This window comes from Butyrivibrio sp. XPD2006 (assembly GCF_000420865.1).
In the GTDB taxonomy this organism is placed as follows: Bacteria; Bacillota; Clostridia; order Lachnospirales; family Lachnospiraceae; genus Butyrivibrio.
The window spans coordinates 329,579-347,777 of sequence record NZ_ATVT01000003.1 but is presented as its reverse complement, the minus strand read 5'-3'; the positions used below and the strand labels follow the sequence as shown (position 1 = coordinate 347,777).

15 protein-coding genes are annotated in these 18,199 nt (G+C 45.1%); 3 read left to right on the top strand and 12 right to left on the bottom strand.

Features of this window, described 5'->3' with window-relative positions; genetic code table 11:
- Genes cmk through G590_RS0105320 form a run of 4 tightly spaced genes read right to left on the bottom strand, consistent with a single transcriptional unit; the run spans position 1 to position 3,479 of the window.
- Complete coding sequence (gene cmk / locus G590_RS0105335; RefSeq protein WP_022764643.1) at positions 1–672, bottom strand: (d)CMP kinase; 672 nt, start codon at positions 670–672, stop codon at positions 1–3.
- Positions 673–689: 17 nt separating this feature from the next.
- The gene (locus tag G590_RS0105330; RefSeq protein ID WP_022764642.1) at positions 690–1,958 is read right to left on the bottom strand and encodes an NAD(P)/FAD-dependent oxidoreductase; all 1,269 of its coding nucleotides are present in this window, start codon (positions 1,956–1,958) and stop codon (positions 690–692) included.
- Position 1,959: 1 nt separating this feature from the next.
- The gene (locus tag G590_RS18525; protein ID WP_022764641.1) at positions 1,960–2,901 is read right to left on the bottom strand and encodes a MurR/RpiR family transcriptional regulator; all 942 of its coding nucleotides are present in this window, start codon (positions 2,899–2,901) and stop codon (positions 1,960–1,962) included.
- Between the two features lie 26 nt (positions 2,902–2,927).
- Positions 2,928–3,479, bottom strand: a complete 552-nt coding sequence (locus tag G590_RS0105320; RefSeq protein ID WP_022764640.1) for a TetR/AcrR family transcriptional regulator — start codon at positions 3,477–3,479, stop codon at positions 2,928–2,930.
- Between the two features lie 161 nt (positions 3,480–3,640).
- On the opposite strand from G590_RS0105320, the gene G590_RS0105315 reads away from it, so the two are divergent.
- The 3 genes from G590_RS0105315 to G590_RS18515 are packed head-to-tail and all read left to right on the top strand — an operon-like array spanning position 3,641 to position 9,175.
- Positions 3,641–5,122, top strand: a complete 1,482-nt coding sequence (locus tag G590_RS0105315; RefSeq protein ID WP_022764639.1) for an MFS transporter — start codon at positions 3,641–3,643, stop codon at positions 5,120–5,122.
- Positions 5,119–6,099, top strand: coding sequence for an alpha/beta fold hydrolase (locus G590_RS18520; protein ID WP_022764638.1), 981 nt, complete (start codon positions 5,119–5,121; stop codon positions 6,097–6,099). The genes G590_RS0105315 and G590_RS18520 overlap by 4 nt, the downstream gene beginning before the upstream one ends.
- Positions 6,089–9,175: a DEAD/DEAH box helicase gene (locus G590_RS18515; protein ID WP_022764637.1), complete on the top strand. Its 3,087-nt coding sequence runs from the start codon at positions 6,089–6,091 to the stop codon at positions 9,173–9,175. The genes G590_RS18520 and G590_RS18515 overlap by 11 nt, the downstream gene beginning before the upstream one ends.
- On the opposite strand, the gene G590_RS0105300 is transcribed toward G590_RS18515, so the two are convergent.
- The 8 genes from G590_RS0105300 to G590_RS18510 form a co-directional block, all read right to left on the bottom strand.
- Positions 9,141–9,653, bottom strand: a complete 513-nt coding sequence (locus G590_RS0105300; protein ID WP_022764636.1) for a shikimate kinase — start codon at positions 9,651–9,653, stop codon at positions 9,141–9,143. The two genes, G590_RS18515 and G590_RS0105300, sit on opposite strands and share 35 nt — an antisense overlap.
- Before the next feature lie 16 nt (positions 9,654–9,669).
- Positions 9,670–10,749 (bottom strand): tRNA 2-thiouridine(34) synthase MnmA, encoded by a 1,080-nt coding sequence (mnmA, locus tag G590_RS0105295; RefSeq protein ID WP_022764635.1) that lies wholly within the window; start codon positions 10,747–10,749, stop codon positions 9,670–9,672.
- Positions 10,746–11,681 (bottom strand): exopolyphosphatase, encoded by a 936-nt coding sequence (locus G590_RS0105290; RefSeq protein ID WP_022764634.1) that lies wholly within the window; start codon positions 11,679–11,681, stop codon positions 10,746–10,748. The genes mnmA and G590_RS0105290 overlap by 4 nt, the downstream gene beginning before the upstream one ends.
- A 126-nt stretch (positions 11,682–11,807) precedes the next feature.
- Positions 11,808–12,296 (bottom strand): ribonuclease HI, encoded by a 489-nt coding sequence (rnhA, locus tag G590_RS0105285; protein WP_022764633.1) that lies wholly within the window; start codon positions 12,294–12,296, stop codon positions 11,808–11,810.
- An 8-nt stretch (positions 12,297–12,304) separates the two neighbouring features.
- Positions 12,305–13,993: a MutS-related protein gene (locus G590_RS0105280; protein ID WP_022764632.1), complete on the bottom strand. Its 1,689-nt coding sequence runs from the start codon at positions 13,991–13,993 to the stop codon at positions 12,305–12,307.
- A gap of 1 nt (position 13,994) precedes the next feature.
- Positions 13,995–15,296, bottom strand: a complete 1,302-nt coding sequence (locus tag G590_RS0105275; protein ID WP_022764631.1) for an amidohydrolase — start codon at positions 15,294–15,296, stop codon at positions 13,995–13,997.
- Entirely contained in the window at positions 15,293–16,123 is an 831-nt protein-coding gene (locus tag G590_RS0105270) for a purine-nucleoside phosphorylase (protein ID WP_022764630.1), read from the bottom strand. Before G590_RS0105270 ends, G590_RS0105275 begins: the two co-directional genes overlap by 4 nt.
- A gap of 18 nt (positions 16,124–16,141) precedes the next feature.
- Positions 16,142–18,196: a serine hydrolase domain-containing protein gene (locus G590_RS18510; RefSeq protein WP_022764629.1), complete on the bottom strand. Its 2,055-nt coding sequence runs from the start codon at positions 18,194–18,196 to the stop codon at positions 16,142–16,144.
- Positions 18,197–18,199 lie beyond the last annotated feature (3 nt).

The window sequence follows — 18,199 nt, the reverse complement described above, 5'->3', positions numbered from 1 at the left end:
TCATTCTCCCACAGCAATATGGTACAGTTCAAGTATCCTGTCCTTAACTTCATCTATGGTCATATCCGATGAATCAAGCAGCACCGCATCGTCAGCCTGCTTCAGGGGAGATATCTCCCTGTGCATATCACGGTAATCCCTGTCGATGATGTCTTTTTCTATTGCGTCAAAGTCACAACTCACGCCTTTTTCAGTGAGCTCCTTGTATCTCCTCTCAGCTCTCACCTTGGAGCTTGCAGTCAGATAAACCTTGAGATCGGCACCGGGAAGTACTACGGTTCCTATATCTCTTCCATCCATTACGACATCAGTGGTCTGTGCAAGCTTCTGCTGAAGTTCAACCAGTTTCTTCCTGACGTCTCCGTTTACGCTGCTGGCAGATGCCATGTTTCCCACAGCTTCTGTCCTTATGAGAGCATTAACGTTCTCACCGTTAAGATAAACCACCTGGATTCCGTTCTCATATTTGATCGTGATATCCGCACTCTGGCATGTTGCACTGATCTTGTCGGATTCACTTGCATCTATTCCGTTGTTTATCATATACAGAGCCATCGCCCTGTACATCGCACCCGTATCCACATAAATGAATCCAAGTTCTTTTGCCACTTTTTTGGCTATTGTGCTCTTTCCTGCTCCCGCAGGTCCGTCTATTGCTATGCTTCTGCTCATAAATTATCTCCTGAATATTAGTTTGCGGCGCATGTCCCGGCCAGATGTCCAGTAGACCAGGCCACCTGAAGGTTGAAGCCGCCGGTCACCGTGTCCACATCAAGAACTTCTCCGGCAAAATAAAGCCCGGAAACCAGTTTTGATTCCATGGTGGAGGGATCTACCTCTTTTACACTTACTCCGCCTCTAGTAATTATAGCCTCATTAAAGTCCCTTGTCTTCCTAATTGTCATCGGAAGGTTCTTGATGAGTTTGCCAAAGGCCATTCTCTCTTCCCTGGTAATGCTGTTAACAGGCTTCTCCGGATCGATTCCGGACAGTCTTATCATAACAGGGATAAGTTTAGACGGGAAAAGACCTCCAAGAGAGTTTTTAAACTGTCTGTTGGGAGCATCGTCGAAGTCCCTTAAAATACGTTTATCAAGCTGCTGCTCATCCAGCGCCGGCTTCAAATCAAGTAAAAGGCGTCCCTTTTTGTCTTTGTCATAATAGCAGCTGGCTGTAAGCACCAGAGGTCCGCTCACTCCGAAATGAGTAAAGAGCATCTCTCCGAATCCGTCATAGACAGGCTTAACCTTTTTGGCAGATGCCTTGCCTTTCTCTGCATCTTCCATAAAGAGTCTCAGACCGACATTTTTAAGGGACAGTCCCTGAAGATCAGGGCACCAGTCTTCTTCTATCTCAAACGGAACCAGAGAAGGTCTGAGAGGCACCACAGTGTGTCCCAAGTCCCTTGCAAATCTGTATCCGTCTCCGGTAGAGCCAGTTGACGGATATGACATTCCGCCGGTACAAATGATGACACTGTCGAATTCCTCTCTCGTTATAGGCTCATCCTTTTTGCTGTAGGTTATGGCCTGAACTGCTCCCTGAGCCGACTCTACAGAAAATACTTCAACCTCAAGTTTAACCGTGACTCCGGCTTTTTTGACAGCATTAAAGAGAGTTCTGATGATATCTGAAGAGTGGTCGGAGACAGGAAATACTCTGTCGCCCCTTTCCACCTTGAGATGACATCCGTTATCTTCAAAAAAGTCCATTACAGCCCTGTTGTCATAGCTGTATATGGCGCTGTACAAAAACCTGGGATTTCTTCTGACGTTGTCAAAGTAATCAGAAACATCACAGGCATTGGTCACATTACATCTTCCTTTGCCGGTAATATATATCTTCTTGCCGGGCTTTTCATTTTTCTCAAAAATAGTGACGCTACCGCCGCTCTCCGCAGCAGCAAGCGCCGCCATCATGCCGGCTGCACCGCAGCCGATCACCGCTATCTTTTTCATATCAATCCTTATCCTTATGACGAAGGTGTGCATTCATAAGATGCATTCCCAGTTCATCAGAAGCAAAGTCTATCTCGTCATTGAGATATACCTGGTAATTGTTCCATGTTTCCTCAAGCATCTTGAGGTCAGCTTGCACTTCATTGGGTCGTCTCATGCAAAGAGCAACCACCAGAGCATTTATAACGCTAAGAGGCGCCACAAGAGAATCAACAATCGAAGCCATCTCACTCTTGGCAAGGATATTACAGGAGGAGTACAGGTTCATCGGCGAATGAACCGAATCCGTGATGGTAATAACCTTGGCATTCCTGTCATTGGCAAATTCCATGCACTTTAATGTTCTCATGGAATATCTCGGGAAGCTGATGCCTATGATACAGTCCCTGTCGCCAATCCTTATCATCTGCTCGAACATCTCACTGACGCTGGTGGTCCTTATGAGAACGTTGTTACCCCTTATCATATTCAGATAAAAGTGAAGGAAATCAGCAAGAGGCTCGCAGCTCCTAAGGCCAACAATGTAGACCGTTCTGGCTTTGAGAATAATATCAACGGCGGTCCTGAAAGCCGCAACATCAATATTATTGATAGTATGCTGAATATTTGAAATATCAGATTGAAGAATGGCCTGGAGGATCTCGCCCTCATTGCTCTTGCCGAATCTCCTGCCAACCTTCTCTACAGATCCGAACTTATCTCCCACCCATGAGGCAAGTGCCTTCTGAAACTCGGGATATCCCTCGTATCCGAGACTCATGGCGAACCTCACAACAGTGGATTCACTCATTCCTACAATCTTACCGAGCTCGGCAGCTGTCATAAACACTGCCTGCTCGTAGTGATCACAGATGTAGCCGGCAATATTCTTTTTGCCCTTGCTCATCCTTGAATAGCATTCATTTATTCTGGTAATAACATCTACGTCTGCTTCGAACTTCATAACCCCTCTGATAACTTAAAGCTCTTTTACTTGGCAAAAGACCTGTAGGCTGACTCAAGCATGTTTACACTTGTAGCCTCGTCCAGATCATAATCCCCGGTTACTGCCATGCATCCTGCTCCGTGAATGAAGATCCACATCTGCATAAAGAGCTGCTGCGCATTGGCTGCACCTGCTGCTGTAGCCTTGCTTATCTCTTTTACCACATTCTCTTCAGGTCCGTTTACAAGATCGTACATGCTCTTGCCGTCAGGGCTCTTGCCCGAAACAAAAAGGAGCTTAAAAAGATGTGGATATTTCTGGGCAAATCCGATGTAAGCAAGTCCAAGATCAACGAAAGGTACTTCGTGAGTCTTCTTGCAATCAGCGTAATACTCGGAATAGTACTCTGCTGTCTTGGTATAAACATCCTTCCTGAGTTCATCCATATTCTCATAAATTCTGAAAATAGGCTGTGTTGAACATCCGGCAGCTGCTGCAAGCTTCCTTGAAGTGATTGCTTCAAATCCCTCTTTCTTGGTTATTTTAAACGCTGCATTGACTATTTCTTTTTGCGTAATGGTAGCTTTTCTAGACATAATTTCCTCCCAAATAAGACCGCTACTTGTGAATTTAAGACCATCTGATTAGTAGCGTGCGTTATTATTCTACCCCAACGCCGAAGCACTGTAAAGAAGATTTAAGAAATATTTTGTGTTAAAATATAAGGATAAAAAGTATTGCAATAAGGGGGCTTATTATGGGCAAAAAAGAAAACTATTCTCTTCTTAGTCGCAACCTCTACGGAATGGCTGAATTCTACAGCGGCGGCGCATTTGTCATCATCAACACATTCTTTACTGCATTTCTTATAAAGGCACTGGGTATGCCTGCTGCGCTGGCCGGAACAATTCCGCTGGTGGGCAAAGTCTGGGATGCGATAACAGACCCCATCATGGGTAATATCACAGACAGAACCGTCTCTCGTTTTGGTCCGAAGAGATTCTATATACTTGTGGGCGGAATCATATCAGCCCTTACATTCGTTGTAATGTGGGTTACAATCCCTGCAAAATCAACAGGCGCCATGTACGCCTTCTATCTGTTCATGTACTGCCTCTTTTCCACAGGCTTTACCATCATATCGGTCCCTTACAACGGGCTTCTTCCGGATATGATCGACGACTATACAATACGTGCAAAGTTTTCAAACGTAAGAATGATCTGGTCCACAATAGGATCAGCCGTGTGCGGACTTGTGCCGACCTTCATCATAACCGATAACACCAACCCTGCGCTTTACCTGTACTGTGCACTTCTCTTCGGTGTTCTTTTCTTTATAACATCAATGGTTACCTTTGCCGGCACCTGGGAGCATCCAAAGCCTCCTGTAAAATCAAGTCTTGTGGAGAGCTTTCCTCAGGCTATAAGTGTATTTAAAAGCAGATCCTTCAGACTTTTCATAGGCATCTATCTCTTTGGTCAGTGTGGCATGGATATCGTATCGGGAATGGCACTTATTTATGCAGATGATGTACTTAACGGCTACAATAACGGCTGTTTTATTGCACTGATGGCAACGCTTCTCGCCTCCCAGCTCATCGGAATGCTTATCTGGGGACCTGTAATGAACAAGACCTCCAAGAGGACCACTATCCTCATCGGAGCACCAATGAGACTTTTTGCAACACTTGGTCTTTTATTCGTATCCAAAGAGGGTGCTTCTCTTGTTCCGATCCTGATCCTTACAGCCATTATCGGTCTTGGTAACGCAGCTACTCTCACAAGTATCTTCTCCATCATGGCAGACATGGCTGATGTAGACGAGCTTATCACTTCAGTAAGACGTCCCGGAATAGTATCGGGAATGGCCACATTCGCAAGAAAAATATCAGCCGGTATGTCCAATGCGACCATCGGTTTCCTTCTGTCTGCCGTAGGCTATGACTCAGTCCTTGCCAACAGCAAGATCAGGCAAAGCCTTGAGACGCAGAGGGGAATAGTATACATCTTCGTTTTTGTCCCTGCGATACTCATGGTTCTTCTCATTATCGTCGGCTATATCTTCCCTCTCACCGGCAAAGAGTTCCACGTAGTCCAGACGGAAATTGCGAGGCGCAAGGGTGAGGATCCCGGCAGGGCAACAGATGAAGAAAAGCAGATCTGCGAAAAAGTAACCGGCATTTCCTATGACAAGCTCTGGAATCCCGCAAATACACTTACTAAGGGTAAAAACGCATGACAGACATAAAATTTCTTGGTGAGGAAGACTACCTCTCCTGTATGGAAAATGAAAATAAAGCATGGTTCGACTCAGAAGTAACATCTGATATGATCGCCGGCTTTGACGGCACAAAGCTCCGCTACTTTACCGCCTCTCCTGCTACTCCAAAAGCCAACATTGTTGTGGTTCACGGAATGGCAGAGTTTATCGGGAAATACAGGGAATACCTGTGGTATCTGTACCGGGCCGGCTACAGAGTCTTTTTCCTCGAGCAGCGCGGTCACGGCTATTCGGAAGGCAAATGCCCGGAGCCGGACGTTATCTATATCAACAGTTATGAAACCTATGTAAAAGACCTTCATAAATTCATCGAAACTGTTGTACTGCCGGGTGCCAACGGCCTTCCTCTTCTGATGATTGCCCATTCCATGGGCGGATGCATTGGCACACTCTACCTTGAAGAGCATCCGGACGTATTTAAAGCCGCAATACTCAGCTCCCCCATGATGAAGATGAATGGTGCAGACTATCCTCCCATTGTGGAGAGCCTCATTGGCATATTTGCAGCCATTACAGGCAAAAGCAAAAAACTCGCACTAAATCAGAAGCACTTTAACCCCGAGGTCACTGTGACAAATAGCAGTGCAGTTTCTGCTCCACGATTTGAATATCAGCTTGCCCAGAGAATCGCAGATGTTCACTATCAGACCTGCGGAGCATCCTTCGGTTGGGCAGTTGCCAGTATGAAGGCCTCGAGAAAAGCAGTCAAGAATGCAGGTCTTATAAACATCCCCATAACAGTAATGACAGCCGGGCAGGATCATCTTATAGACCCTGCGGGATATGCAGCCTTCAGAGAAAAGGTTCCCGGAGCAGTCTTTAATGCTTATGAAAAATCAAGGCACGAAATCTTCAATGCGGATGAAGTTACACGCAAGCAGTATTTTACTGATGTACTCAGGACTTTGGACGGATATTTGAATAATGCAGAATAACAGCAGTGATTTTAATTCAAAGAACAGCTTTGTATCCGGCTCAGGCAGGCGGTTTATTTCCGATGCCCCCGGCAGTTATCATTACACCTCTTTTGAGACCAAGAATCTTTTAATGGCTTATTCTCCGGAGATAAGAAGCCCTCTTCTTTACAAGAAAGGCTCTTTCGTGGATCTGGAACCGCATGTCGTGCTCAGCAAAGGAAAACTTGAGCTGAGCTTCAACATCATAGCCGGTGATTCAGGCTATAAGTATGTTTTAAAAGACATCTTAGCCCTGCTCCATGCCATTCACAACGGTGATACCATCAGTTACGGAAAACATCTGGAATTCACCCATGATCTCTCAGCCTTCACAGAGGACGCGAGAAAGATCATACGTTTTCTGATCTCCTACTTCAGAGAGAGGCAGCTAAAAGACAATTCCCTTCCGACAGGTTCAACATCACCCATCTCGTATACATATGCCAAGGGACGCGGAAAACAGATTGAGCTCTTTGGACATGAGATCGATGAGTTCTTTGCCATAAGAGATAATGTTTATTTCCTCAACAGAGAATTAAGGGCCAGATACAGCGATGAAAGGCTCCTGGAAATCGTACATGTATTTCCTCCAATTGACCTCACTATCGAGACAGATAAAAACGGAATAACCTTCGAATCAAGCAGTTTTTCCATGTTTGAAGGTCACTCAGAGGTTTATTTTGAACGCAGGCACAAGCTCCATATGGTGGAAAGTGAAATTGCAGAGCCCGTGCTGCCTTTCCTTAAATTCCTGTCCGCCAGAAGAACAGAAAACGAGCTCTTTGTTTCAAATAAGGATCTCACACTGTTTTCCACAGGTCTTTTCCCGGTTATCGAAGAGTATTTCAACGTCAGCTACGGCGGATTTACTCCTTCAAAATATGCTCCGGACATGCCCAAATTCCGGTTCTACGTAGACATGCCACAGGAAAATAAAATAACCTGTGAGATCAAGGCTCTGTACAGAGAGAACGAGCCGGAAGAAACTGCTGTAAACATATTTGAAAGCATTGACAGGGTATATGAGAATATCAGGCGCAATCTAATGCAGGAAAGCCGGATGATGAAGACTGCCGGCAGATTTTTTGATTCCATAGACGAGAGCAAAAATATCCTCGTTCTCTCCCCAAAGCCCGGTGAAGAAGACAGTCTTTACAGCTTCATCTCCCGGGATCTTGCTGAGCTGGACAAACTCGGTGACGTGTATCTGTCAGATGCCATTAAATCCATAAACATCAAGAAGGCTCCGAAAGTAAGCCTTGGGGTATCCGTTGTCTCAGACCTGCTTGAGCTGACCCTTGTTCCTGAGGATCTGAGTTTAAAAGAACTTGATGACATCCTGAGCAGATATGACAGAAAGAAAAAATTCTACCGACTTAAAAACGGCGACATATTGAAGCTTACCAGCGAAGATATGGAGCTCATGTACACCTTAAAGGACGGGCTTGGCCTTGCATCAAAAGACATTTTGTCGGGCCACGCTTCTGTTCCCATGTACAGAGCACTCTTTTTAAATGAACTCTCAGAGAAGTCCGCAGATTATGAATATACAAGGCTCTCCAGGGGCGGAAACTTTAAAAACCTCATAAACTCTTTTAAAGATCCAGAAAGTGCAAACTATGAGATTCCCGAAAGCCTTGGAGATGTCCTTCGTGACTATCAGAAAAAAGGGTATATGTGGCTTCGCACCCTTAAAACCAATCGCTTCGGCGCTGTACTGGCCGATGACATGGGCCTTGGAAAAACGCTTCAGGTCCTCACACTTCTCTTGTCCCTTAAAGAGGAAGCTCTGAAAGAAGGCAGAAAAAGCAGGTGTTCTCTGATAGTCTGCCCGGCTTCACTGGTCTACAACTGGCAGCACGAGATAAAGAGATTTACACCGTCCCTTAAATGTGACCTTGCAGTGGGCATAAAACCCGACAGAGTCAGGGTAACATCGGAGATTGATGAGGAAGAAACAGATGTTATCATTACTTCCTATGACCTCCTCAGAAGGGATATTGATCTTTACAAATACCTGTCCTTTGAGTGCATGATAATCGATGAAGCACAGTTCATTAAGAATCAGACCACTCAGGTGGCAAGAGCCGTAAAATCCATAAGCGCCTCCTTTAAAGCCGCCCTGACAGGTACACCTATAGAAAACAGACTGAGCGAATTGTGGAGCATCTTTGACTTCTGCATGCCGGGATATCTTTTCAGCTACAAGAGCTTTAAAGAAATCCTGGAAATACCTGCCATTGCCGAAGGAGACGAGGCTGCCATGCTACGCCTCAAAAAGATGATCGCACCTTTTGTGCTGCGCAGACTTAAGAAGGATGTTCTCACCGACCTTCCCGACAAGCTTGAGGAAAACATAGTAACCCAGATGACCAAAGGCCAGCAGGAGCTCTACAGAGCCCATCTTCAACAGATCAAGATGCTGGTTTCATCAAAGAGCGATTCCGAGATCAAAAATGACAGGATAATGATCCTGTCTGAACTCACAAGACTCAGACAGCTCTGCTGCGATCCCGGACTGATATACGACGGCTATGACGGAGGTTCTGCCAAGGCGGAACTATGCGTAGAAATAATGAAAAGTGCCGCCGAAAGCGGACACAAGGTGCTCCTGTTCTCCCAGTTTACTTCTATGCTGGAGAGGCTTGTGACACTGTTCCAAAAAGAGGGCATATCCCACTATCTTCTTACCGGATCCACCAAAAAGGAAGACAGAATAAAACTGGTGGACGCATTCCAGGAGGATGACACCACCGTATTCTGCATATCATTAAAAGCCGGCGGAACAGGACTTAACCTAACTGCAGCCGATATTGTTGTGCACTATGACCACTGGTGGAATGTAGCGGTGGAAAATCAGGCCACTGACAGAGCCCACAGGATCGGACAAAAGAATGTCGTCACTGTTTACAGACTGATAATGAAGAACACCATTGAAGAGAGGATAATAGAACTTCAGAACAAGAAAAAAGAGCTGGCTGACCAGCTCCTTAATACAGGTTCTCTTAGTGCACCAAGCCTTACAAAGGAAGAGCTCTTAGAGCTTCTAGGGTGATATCGATCACTTCTTCCATTGTATGGTCTTTTTCCTCAATTGTAATATCAGCATACTTCTCATACAGAGCGCTTCGCTCATTGTAGAGGGATATGAGGGACTGGCCCTCTCTCATTACTACTCCCCTCTGCTTTGCATTGTGCAGGCGCTTTGTAAGAGTATCCATATCAACCTTAAGGTAAACAACCTTGCCTATGTTCTTGTAGTGGTCCATGGCCTCTTTTCCGTAAACCACGCTTCCACCGGTTGCGATAACGGTTCTCTCAGTCTCAATTTCCGAATTTATCCTGTTTTCTATATCTATAAATCCGTCGATTCCCTCTGATTCTATGATCTCTGAGAGCTTTTTGCCTATCTTTTCCTGGATCACGATATCCGCGTCAAGGAATCTGTAGCCAAGGATCTTGGCCAGGATTACTCCCATGGTACTCTTGCCTGATGTAGGCATACCAATCAAAACAATATTATCTTTTTTCATAATCTCTCCTCAAAAATTAACAGATGATTCCGCCGCCCAGGACTATATCCCCATCGTACAATACTGCACTCTGTCCGGGTGTTATGGCACGCTGCGGCTCATCGAATATGATCTTAGCTGTGCCATCGTCTGATATTGTGACTGTGGCAGGCTGCTCTTTGTGTCTGTAACGTATCTTGGCCAGGCATCTGAAAGGCTCCCCGGGTGCCTCTCCGGTTATCCAGTTAAATTCCCTGACCAGAACCTCTTTGTCAAAAAGATCTTCATCATCCGCAAGAATCACGCGGTTATTGACTGTGTCCAGCCTCTTTACATAAAGCCTTCTGTCTGCGGGAATACCAAGTCCTCTTCTCTGACCGATGGTGTAGTTAATAATTCCCTCATGGGTTCCCAGGACATTTCCCTGAAGATCAACAAAATCACCCTTCGGATAATCCTTTTTTCTGTATCTCTTGATCATGGATGCATAATCACCGTCCGGTACAAAACAGATATCCTGGCTGTCTTTTTTATCTTTGTTGACAAAACCGTACTCGGCTGCTATCTCTCTCGCATCGTCCTTGGTCATTTCCCCAAGCGGGAAATAAGTGTGTGCCAGCTGTTCCTCAGTAAGGTCATATAAAACGTAGCTCTGATCCTTCTTCTGATCCACTGCCTTAAGAAGGTAGAAGTGTCCGTCTCTCTCCTCAATCCTTGCATAGTGACCGGTCACGATGTTGTCATACCCAAGGGCCCTTGCCTTCTCATAGAGGATATCAAACTTAAGGTATTTGTTGCACCTTATACACGGATTCGGAGTCTCGCCTCTCTCATAGCTGCACACAAAAGGTTCGATGACGTTCTTCGTAAACTCTGCCTCGTAGTGGTATATGTTGTACTCAATACCAAGCTTCTCGCAAACTGCCCTTGCATCCTGGGTATCCTTGAGTGAACAGCAGGTTCCGAAGAGGTCCTCGCCTATCATGTCGTTCTCATAAAGACGCATGGTGCATCCCATGCAGTCAAATCCTTTTTTTAACATAAGAGCAGCGGCTACGGAAGAATCCACGCCGCCACTCATAGCTATTAAAGCTTTTTTATTCTCATTACTCATCATGCATTAATCTTTTTAATAATCTCCGGTAATACTTCATCTATCTTATCATTGTCTATCTGACAGGTTCCGGCATTTGCATGTCCGCCTCCGCCGTACTCAAGGCAAAGATCTCCGATGTTGAAGTTCGAAGCCTTGTTAATAATAGACTTTCCTATCATAACAGCTGTGTTCTGTTTTTTAAAGCCCCAGGCTACATGAATTGAAATTTCTGCCTCAGGATACAGAGCATAGATCATAAAGCGGTTTCCGGCATAAATAACGTCACCTGCTGCCTTCTGATCAACTACAACAACCTTTCCCTCCATGTGGGAAATCTCTTTTAACTGTTTCTTAAAGAGCTCTGCCTGCTCATTATAGAGATCTACTCTCTCTTTTACATCAGGAAGCTCCAAAACATCCTTGATATCATGATTCACACAATATCCGATAAGCTCCATCATAAGGTCGTAATTGGATATCCTGAAATCGTGGAATCTTCCGAGACCCGTTCTTGCATCCATAAGGAAGTTCATAAGAACCCAGTCCTTAGGATGAAGTATCTCATCTTCCGTAAAATCAGCGGAATCGCCCTTATCAACAGCAGTCATGATCTCATCGGATATTCTGTCAAGGGTATATCCTGCCTTCTTGTAGTAATTGTAAACCACTCTGGCAGCTGACTTGGCCTGACCCTCAATGAACCAGTTGTCATTGTCCTTCATTGAAGCATTTCTTGTCAGCTCAGACTCATGGTGGTCAAAGCACATAAAAACTCTTGAATCATAAGGCAGATTGGTGGTGATATCATTACCTGAAAGCTCAATCTTGCCATCCTGAACATCCTTGGGGTGAACGAACTTGATATCCTCTATCAGGTCGCACTCCTTTAAGATCATAGCACAAACCAAACCATCAAAATCACTTCGTGTCACAAGTCTCTTTTTGTCGCTCATATTGCCCCCGATCCTTATGAAAAGCGGTATGCATATCACATGCAAACCAAGTGAAAAGTGTCCTTATACAGTATATCACCATTGATGTAGTTTACGATATATCAGCAAGCATGTTTTTATATAAAGTTAATAGAGTGCTCCTCCGTCATCATGCAAAAGAAATTCCGGATCCTGATCAGCCGCTGTGGTGGCCAGTTCGTCGCATCTTTCGTTCTCGGGATGCCCATTGTGGCCCTTTACCCAGTTCCATCTGACCTTATGCGGCTCTACAGCTTTCAAAAGCCTCTGCCACAGCTCTACATTCTTAACAGGCTTTTTGCCTGCGGTCTTCCAGCCGTTTTTAACCCAGCTCTTAAGCCACCCTTCGTTAAAGCCGCTGATGACATATTTGGAATCTGAATACATCTCAACCTCACAAGGTCTGTTGAGGCTCTCCAGTCCGACAATTGCCCCAAGCAGTTCCATACGGTTGTTGGTGGTCTTGTCATAACCGGCGCTTATTTCTTTTTCATGAACCTCGCCCTTTGGGTCGATATAGCGCATTACTACGCCGTAACCTCCGGGTCCGTCCGGGTTTCCTCTGGCGGATCCGTCAGAATATATGCTTACTTTCATTGTTCACCTCAACAAGTGCTCTGCTCCCAGCTTCCTGTATTTAAGAATCCATCAGCCATCTTCTGTGCATTTTCTACGATGTTTTCATCATACCCCAGCACCTTAAGCAGCATGATGGCGTTTCTGGTAGTAGCCGGTCCATCCTTGAGCTTATAGTCAAATTTAACATCATTATCCGTAACATCACCCTCAAAATGATAGATCTCATAGATATCTTTCAAAAGAGATGTGAGCTCGATATCGTGAGTTGCAGCAAAACACTGAACTCCATTCTCCGCAAGACTCTTAAGAATCTGCGTTGAAGCAGCAATTCTCTCAACAGTGTTGGTTCCCCTAAGGACCTCATCCACAAAACAAAGAACTCTATTACCGGAAGTCTTGGATTTATCGACTATCCTCTTGATGGACTTGATCTCAACGATGTAGTAACTCTCTCCCATGGAAATATCATCTTTAAGTGCCATAGAAGAATAAATCCTGTAGAAAGGAGCTCTGTACTCAGTACCAAGTACTGTATGAACTGACTGGGCAAGAATGGTGTTTATAGCACAGGTCTTAAGGAATGTAGACTTACCGGATGCATTTGATCCGGTTAAAAGAACTCCTGACTTGGCCTCGATCGTATTGGCTACAGCCCCATCTATAAGGGGATGGATCAGGTCTTTTCCCACATAGGAATCACCTGTAAATTCGGGAATAGAATATCCGTTTTCAAAAGAAGCCCTGAAGCAGGCTACTGAAACTTCAGTCTCTATCCTTCCGGTGATCTCAAGAATTTTGTCGAGCCTGTCCCTCTTTTCCATAAGCTGTTTGTACATCTGGTTGAACTTAATGAGATCGATATGAGTCACCATTTTCAGATAATCAAACAGAATATCCAACGGATTTCCGCTGGAGTGCACCTTACTATTGGCAGAAAGAAGGATCGAAGATCCGGCTCTGAAGGATGCAAACTCTTTTGATATGCCTTCAAGTTCCCTGATATCATCAGCAAATACAGATGCCTTGATCGCAGAAAACTTATCTATGGACTTAATAACTCTCATAACATATCCATAGGTGACAAGGTAAGGATCTATATCACTCTTTATTCTAAAATAAGACAGTATCTGTATAACCATCAGAATAGCGAGCGCTATAAATCCTACAGCAAAATTCACGAAACTAAATCCTATAGCGGCAAGCATCAGGACGATCATCACAAAGTGCATGGTATTGCTGACATTTGAGACATTTTCAAGATAATCGATATAGTCATAAATCGAGTATCTGCTGTTATGGCCAATCTCCCAGAAGATAGTCTGAATCTTTAATCTGTCATCATCATTCTCCTTTATGAATGAGACCTGTTCCTCGAAAGATTCAAATTCATCTGCCTGTCTCGGAGATCTCAAAAGATAGTACAGATACTCCTCTCCTGCAGCAGAAAGGCAGTAGTTGAGTCTCTTGAACACACCGTCCATTCCAAGATCATTCCAGGTGACGTCATCTATCTGTCCTTCCTCCTGATGATTCTTGAAAAAGCCGTCAACGTGATCAAGATCGTCGGACTTATACTCTCTGGCAGGTGGATTACCAAAGTTCTTTTTAAGCTTGGTGATCAGGTACTTTTTAGCATTTAACGCATCTCTTATTCCCAGTGCAAAAGCAATAATGACAAATGCAACTACCAGGAATATTATCATGTATCCTTCCATATCAGCTGTATAACCTCTTTCCGATTTCCTCTGCCTTAGCATAGATGTCTGCAGGCTCTGCACCTATATTGAATTTTCCGTTCTCATAGCGGATAATGCCACCGATCATTGTAAGCATAACGTTTGATTTGCTTCCGCTGTAAACAATGTTTTTAACAATATTGTTGATGGGCTGCATGTTAGGCTGATACAGATCAAGCATTATGATATCGGCCTTCTTGCCCTCGGCAAGGTAGTCGCAGTCTGTAAGTCCCATTGCATGGGCTCCGTTGACAGTTGCCATCTTAAGCACCTCTGTGGCATCAACACTGGATGCGTTCATATCCTTAAGCTTGGCAAGGCCTGTCGTCAGGAACATCTCCCTGAACATATCAAGACAGTTGTTACTTGCAGGTCCGTCTGTTCCTATTGCAACCGGAATACCCTTTTCAAGATACCTGGATATAGGCGCAATTCCGCTGGCCAGCTTGGTGTTGGACCCCGGATTGGTCACAGCATAAAGGCCTCTCTTCTTCATGATCTCCATATCCTTGTCATTGGTCCATACAAGGTGGTATCCGCCTCCGCCGTAGTCAAACAGTCCAAGTGAATCAAACAGTTCGATAGGAGTCATACCGTATCTCTCAACGCACTCTTTTGTCTCTGATTCTGTCTCCTGGATATGTGCCCAAAAGGGAGCTTTGTACTTATGAACAAGTTCAGATGTCTTTTCCAGGATTTCTTTTGAACAGGTATATTCTGCATGCAGACCAAGAATGAATGAATTATACTCATCCCTTCCGTTCAAGTCGTTGTAGTATCCTTCCAGCATCTCCACAGACTGGCTGAAGTTATTGACGCAGCTTGTCTGAACGCAGCGCATTCCACAGTCTCTGAAGGCATCTGCCACAGAGTAAGGTGTCAGATACATCTCAAAAACAGCTGTTATTCCGCTGGTGAGATACTCCATAATAGCAATCTTGGATAAATGATAAATATCCTCCGCAGTCATCTTGGCTTCAATTGGGAATATCTGAGTATTAAGCCAGTCAGAAAGCGGCAGATCATCAGCCTTGGATCTCATAAGAGTCATGGCTGAATGAGTGTGGGCATCCTTAAATCCAGGCATGAGGAGATTGCCTTTGCAGTCAATCTCTCTGTCCCATACAAGTATGGAGTCCTGATGAGTATCACAGTAACCAAGGGCCTCTTTCTCAGTGCCAACGAACTGTATCTTATCTCCGTTTACCCATACTTCGCCGGTGAATATCTCTTTTCCCTGCTCCATAGTCAGGATTCTTGCGTTATAAAATCTTGTTCTCATACCTCAAACCTCTTGATGGACTCTGAAACGAGCTTTGTGAAAAGAGGTGCTGCCTTATCTGCAGCCTCCTGAACCTCCTCGTGTGAAAGAGGCTCTCCTGAAATGCCTGCTGCAAGATTACTGATGCATGAAACGCCGCAGATGCGCATTCCCATATGGTTGGCTGCAATTGCTTCATTGACTGTACTCATTCCGACAGCTGAAACACCGAGCTTTGCAAGCATTTTGATCTCTGCGGGCGACTCAAATGAAGGGCCTGTGCACTGGCAGTACACACCTTCCTTGAGGTCAATGCCGTTTTCCTTGGCAACAGCTCTTATTACGTCCTGAAGGTCCTTTTTATAAACGTTTGACATATCAGGGAATCTGGGTCCCAACTCGTCAAGATTTGGTCCGATAAGAGGGTTTGGAGCAAAAATAGAAATATGATCCGTGATGAGCATGAGATCACCGGCGCCAAAGCCTTCTCCAAGTCCGCCTGCTGCGTTTGTAAGGAACAGAATCTTAGCACCCAGCATCTTCATAAGTCTTGCCGGAAGAACTACGTCGCTTATGTTATATCCCTCGTAAAAGTGGATTCTTCCCTTCATGCAGACAATCTTCTTGTCTCCGAGATATCCGAAAATGAACTTTCCTGCATGTCCCGGAACTGTTGAAACAGGGAATCCCGGTATATCGCTATAAGGAATTTCTGTCTCTATCTTGATATTCTCAGCAAAGCCGCCAAGGCCTGAGCCCAAAACCAGAGCGACATCCGGTTCAAAATCAGTTACCTTTCTTACTGCCTCTTTGCATTTTAATAATTTTTCATATACAGCATTTGCCATGGTCATTACCCCTTTCTGTTAATTCTCATCTAATGATATATCATCACCACCTGCATCTGCAAATGATGGATCGTCTTCTGTTACATCTTCAGTATCCGCAGCTTCGCCTTCTGAAACGGCCGCTTCAAGATATGGCGGAAGATCAGGATTGGCCAGTGTTCCGTAGATCACAGGCTGAACAGTGTTGTTTACTGCATGTGCTACAGCTTCCTTCATGCCTCCCTTAACAAATCTTGAAATGATTGCACTCTCCCATCCGGTACCCTCGATTGAGAAGTTCTTCAACGTGTCACGAAGCATATCGGTTCCGGGAGCCTCATTCATTCTGATCTCAATCCTGCCGGGAACTGCCGGATGGATGAAGGTCGATTTTCTGTCCACCCTGTCTACAGCATCATCCTCAAAATAGATATTAAGAGTCCTGTAGCTTGCTTCCTCCAGGAAATAGATCTCGTTCCTTATGGTAAGTCTGTTGTACTCATCCCTGTTACATACAGTATTCAGCGATACCTTATAGTTCTCGCAGTGCATGTTGATGTCGCTGATATATCTTTTGCCGCCAAAACCGCATCGCAGCCTGTAGATAACATCGCCTTCATAGATATCGATATAGAATGCTCCGTTCTCTGCGAGCCTGAAGCCTATCTTCTTCATGCCGTCGGTGAAATTGTTGTGGACAATCTGCATCATCATGGGCATAAAGCCAATTCCGGATGTCTCAAGGTCGTATATCTTGCCATCAAGCTTTTGAAGCCATCTCTGTATCAGCTGGTTCTCATTCCTGATGTTATAGGAATTAACTGCCGACTTGAAATCAGTTCTTTTGCCCAAAAAGCTGATGCTCCTGTTTCTGGTAGAGCCGGTGGTCATACGAACTGTTCTGTTCTTCCAGCCTCCTGAGCTGATGACAGGAAAATCAGCTGTTCTGCCGCTTACGGACTTGCAGATTGCCTTAAGCTCCGTAAGAGCCCTGAAATCTTCAGGAAGCGGCGTATCCGAAACCTCAATTATGTTCTTCATCCTGTCGCGGATCTTGATCGCCATGCTGCTGGTCTGGAAGACATCGCTGTTTCCGGCGTTTGTCACGACCACCATATCAAGATCGGGATATACAAAGACATTCTGGCCCATCATACCGTTGTAGGCAAAGCATCCGGGCCTGTCATCGTTGAGCCAGAGCTGATAGCCGTAGTAAGGATTGTCCTCCCTTCCGGTTTCTATCTGCTGCGTCGTTGACTCTTTTACCCATTCCTCAGGCACCAGCTGCTGCCCGTTCCAGACACCTTTTTGCAGATAGAGCTGGCCCATCTTGGCCATATCCTCTATTCGCATGAAAGCTCCCCATCCGCCTTTGGTTATGCTCTGTGGGCAGCTCTCCCAAAATACCCTCTTGATGCCCATGGGATCAAATATCCTCTCTTTACAGAAATCAAAGAGGGACTGGCCGGTTATTTCGGTGACTATGGCTGACAGCATGTACGTGTTCATGCTGTTGTATTCAAATTTTGTTCCGGGATCGAATTTAAAAGACGCATCCAGAAAGCCCTTGCGCCAGTCGTTGCCGCTTATGGCTCCAATCTCGTTAAAATCCACTCCGCTGGACATATTGAGGAGATTCCTGACTGAAACCGTCTTCCTGAAGATGCTTAAGGGTCCTACTCTGGGACTGAAAATATCACTGATCCTGTCATCCAGTGTAAGCTTGCCCTCTCCCATCAGAATGCCTATAGCCATTCCGGTAATGGACTTGCACATGGAATAAGTCACATGCCACATATCCATGTCAAAGGGCTCAAATGCACACTCTGCGATGACCTTGCCGTGACGCAGGGCCATGAACTTATGCATTCTGCACTCCCTGTCTGCCTGAAGGTCCCTGATCAGATCAGTAAAAAAAGCAGAGCTTACGCCCTGAGATTCCGGAGAAGATCTCTCCAAAAACTGTTCGTCAGGGAAGGAGAGTGATGAGAATGCCGGCTTCTGCGGAGTAAAATCCACCTTGCTTATCTCGCCGGTCTGTCTGGCGACCATCTTCATCAAAAGCTCTCCAACGTAAAGTTCTGCTCTTGGCATATT

Coding starts and splice junctions, on each gene's coding strand:
- G590_RS0105275 (WP_022764631.1), bottom strand. CDS start 15,296: ATGAGAACAAGATTTTATAACGCAAGAATCCTGACTATGGAGCAGGGA.
- G590_RS0105315 (WP_022764639.1), top strand. CDS start 3,641: ATGGGCAAAAAAGAAAACTATTCTCTTCTTAGTCGCAACCTCTACGGA.
- G590_RS18510 (WP_022764629.1), bottom strand. CDS start 18,196: ATGCCAAGAGCAGAACTTTACGTTGGAGAGCTTTTGATGAAGATGGTC.
- G590_RS18520 (WP_022764638.1), top strand. CDS start 5,119: ATGACAGACATAAAATTTCTTGGTGAGGAAGACTACCTCTCCTGTATG.
- G590_RS0105300 (WP_022764636.1), bottom strand. CDS start 9,653: ATGAAAAAAGATAATATTGTTTTGATTGGTATGCCTACATCAGGCAAG.
- G590_RS0105290 (WP_022764634.1), bottom strand. CDS start 11,681: ATGAGCGACAAAAAGAGACTTGTGACACGAAGTGATTTTGATGGTTTG.
- cmk (WP_022764643.1), bottom strand. CDS start 672: ATGAGCAGAAGCATAGCAATAGACGGACCTGCGGGAGCAGGAAAGAGC.
- G590_RS0105270 (WP_022764630.1), bottom strand. CDS start 16,123: ATGGCAAATGCTGTATATGAAAAATTATTAAAATGCAAAGAGGCAGTA.
- G590_RS18525 (WP_022764641.1), bottom strand. CDS start 2,901: ATGAAGTTCGAAGCAGACGTAGATGTTATTACCAGAATAAATGAATGC.
- G590_RS0105330 (WP_022764642.1), bottom strand. CDS start 1,958: ATGAAAAAGATAGCGGTGATCGGCTGCGGTGCAGCCGGCATGATGGCG.
- G590_RS0105320 (WP_022764640.1), bottom strand. CDS start 3,479: ATGTCTAGAAAAGCTACCATTACGCAAAAAGAAATAGTCAATGCAGCG.
- G590_RS18515 (WP_022764637.1), top strand. CDS start 6,089: ATGCAGAATAACAGCAGTGATTTTAATTCAAAGAACAGCTTTGTATCC.
- mnmA (WP_022764635.1), bottom strand. CDS start 10,749: ATGATGAGTAATGAGAATAAAAAAGCTTTAATAGCTATGAGTGGCGGC.
- G590_RS0105280 (WP_022764632.1), bottom strand. CDS start 13,993: ATGGAAGGATACATGATAATATTCCTGGTAGTTGCATTTGTCATTATT.
- rnhA (WP_022764633.1), bottom strand. CDS start 12,296: ATGAAAGTAAGCATATATTCTGACGGATCCGCCAGAGGAAACCCGGAC.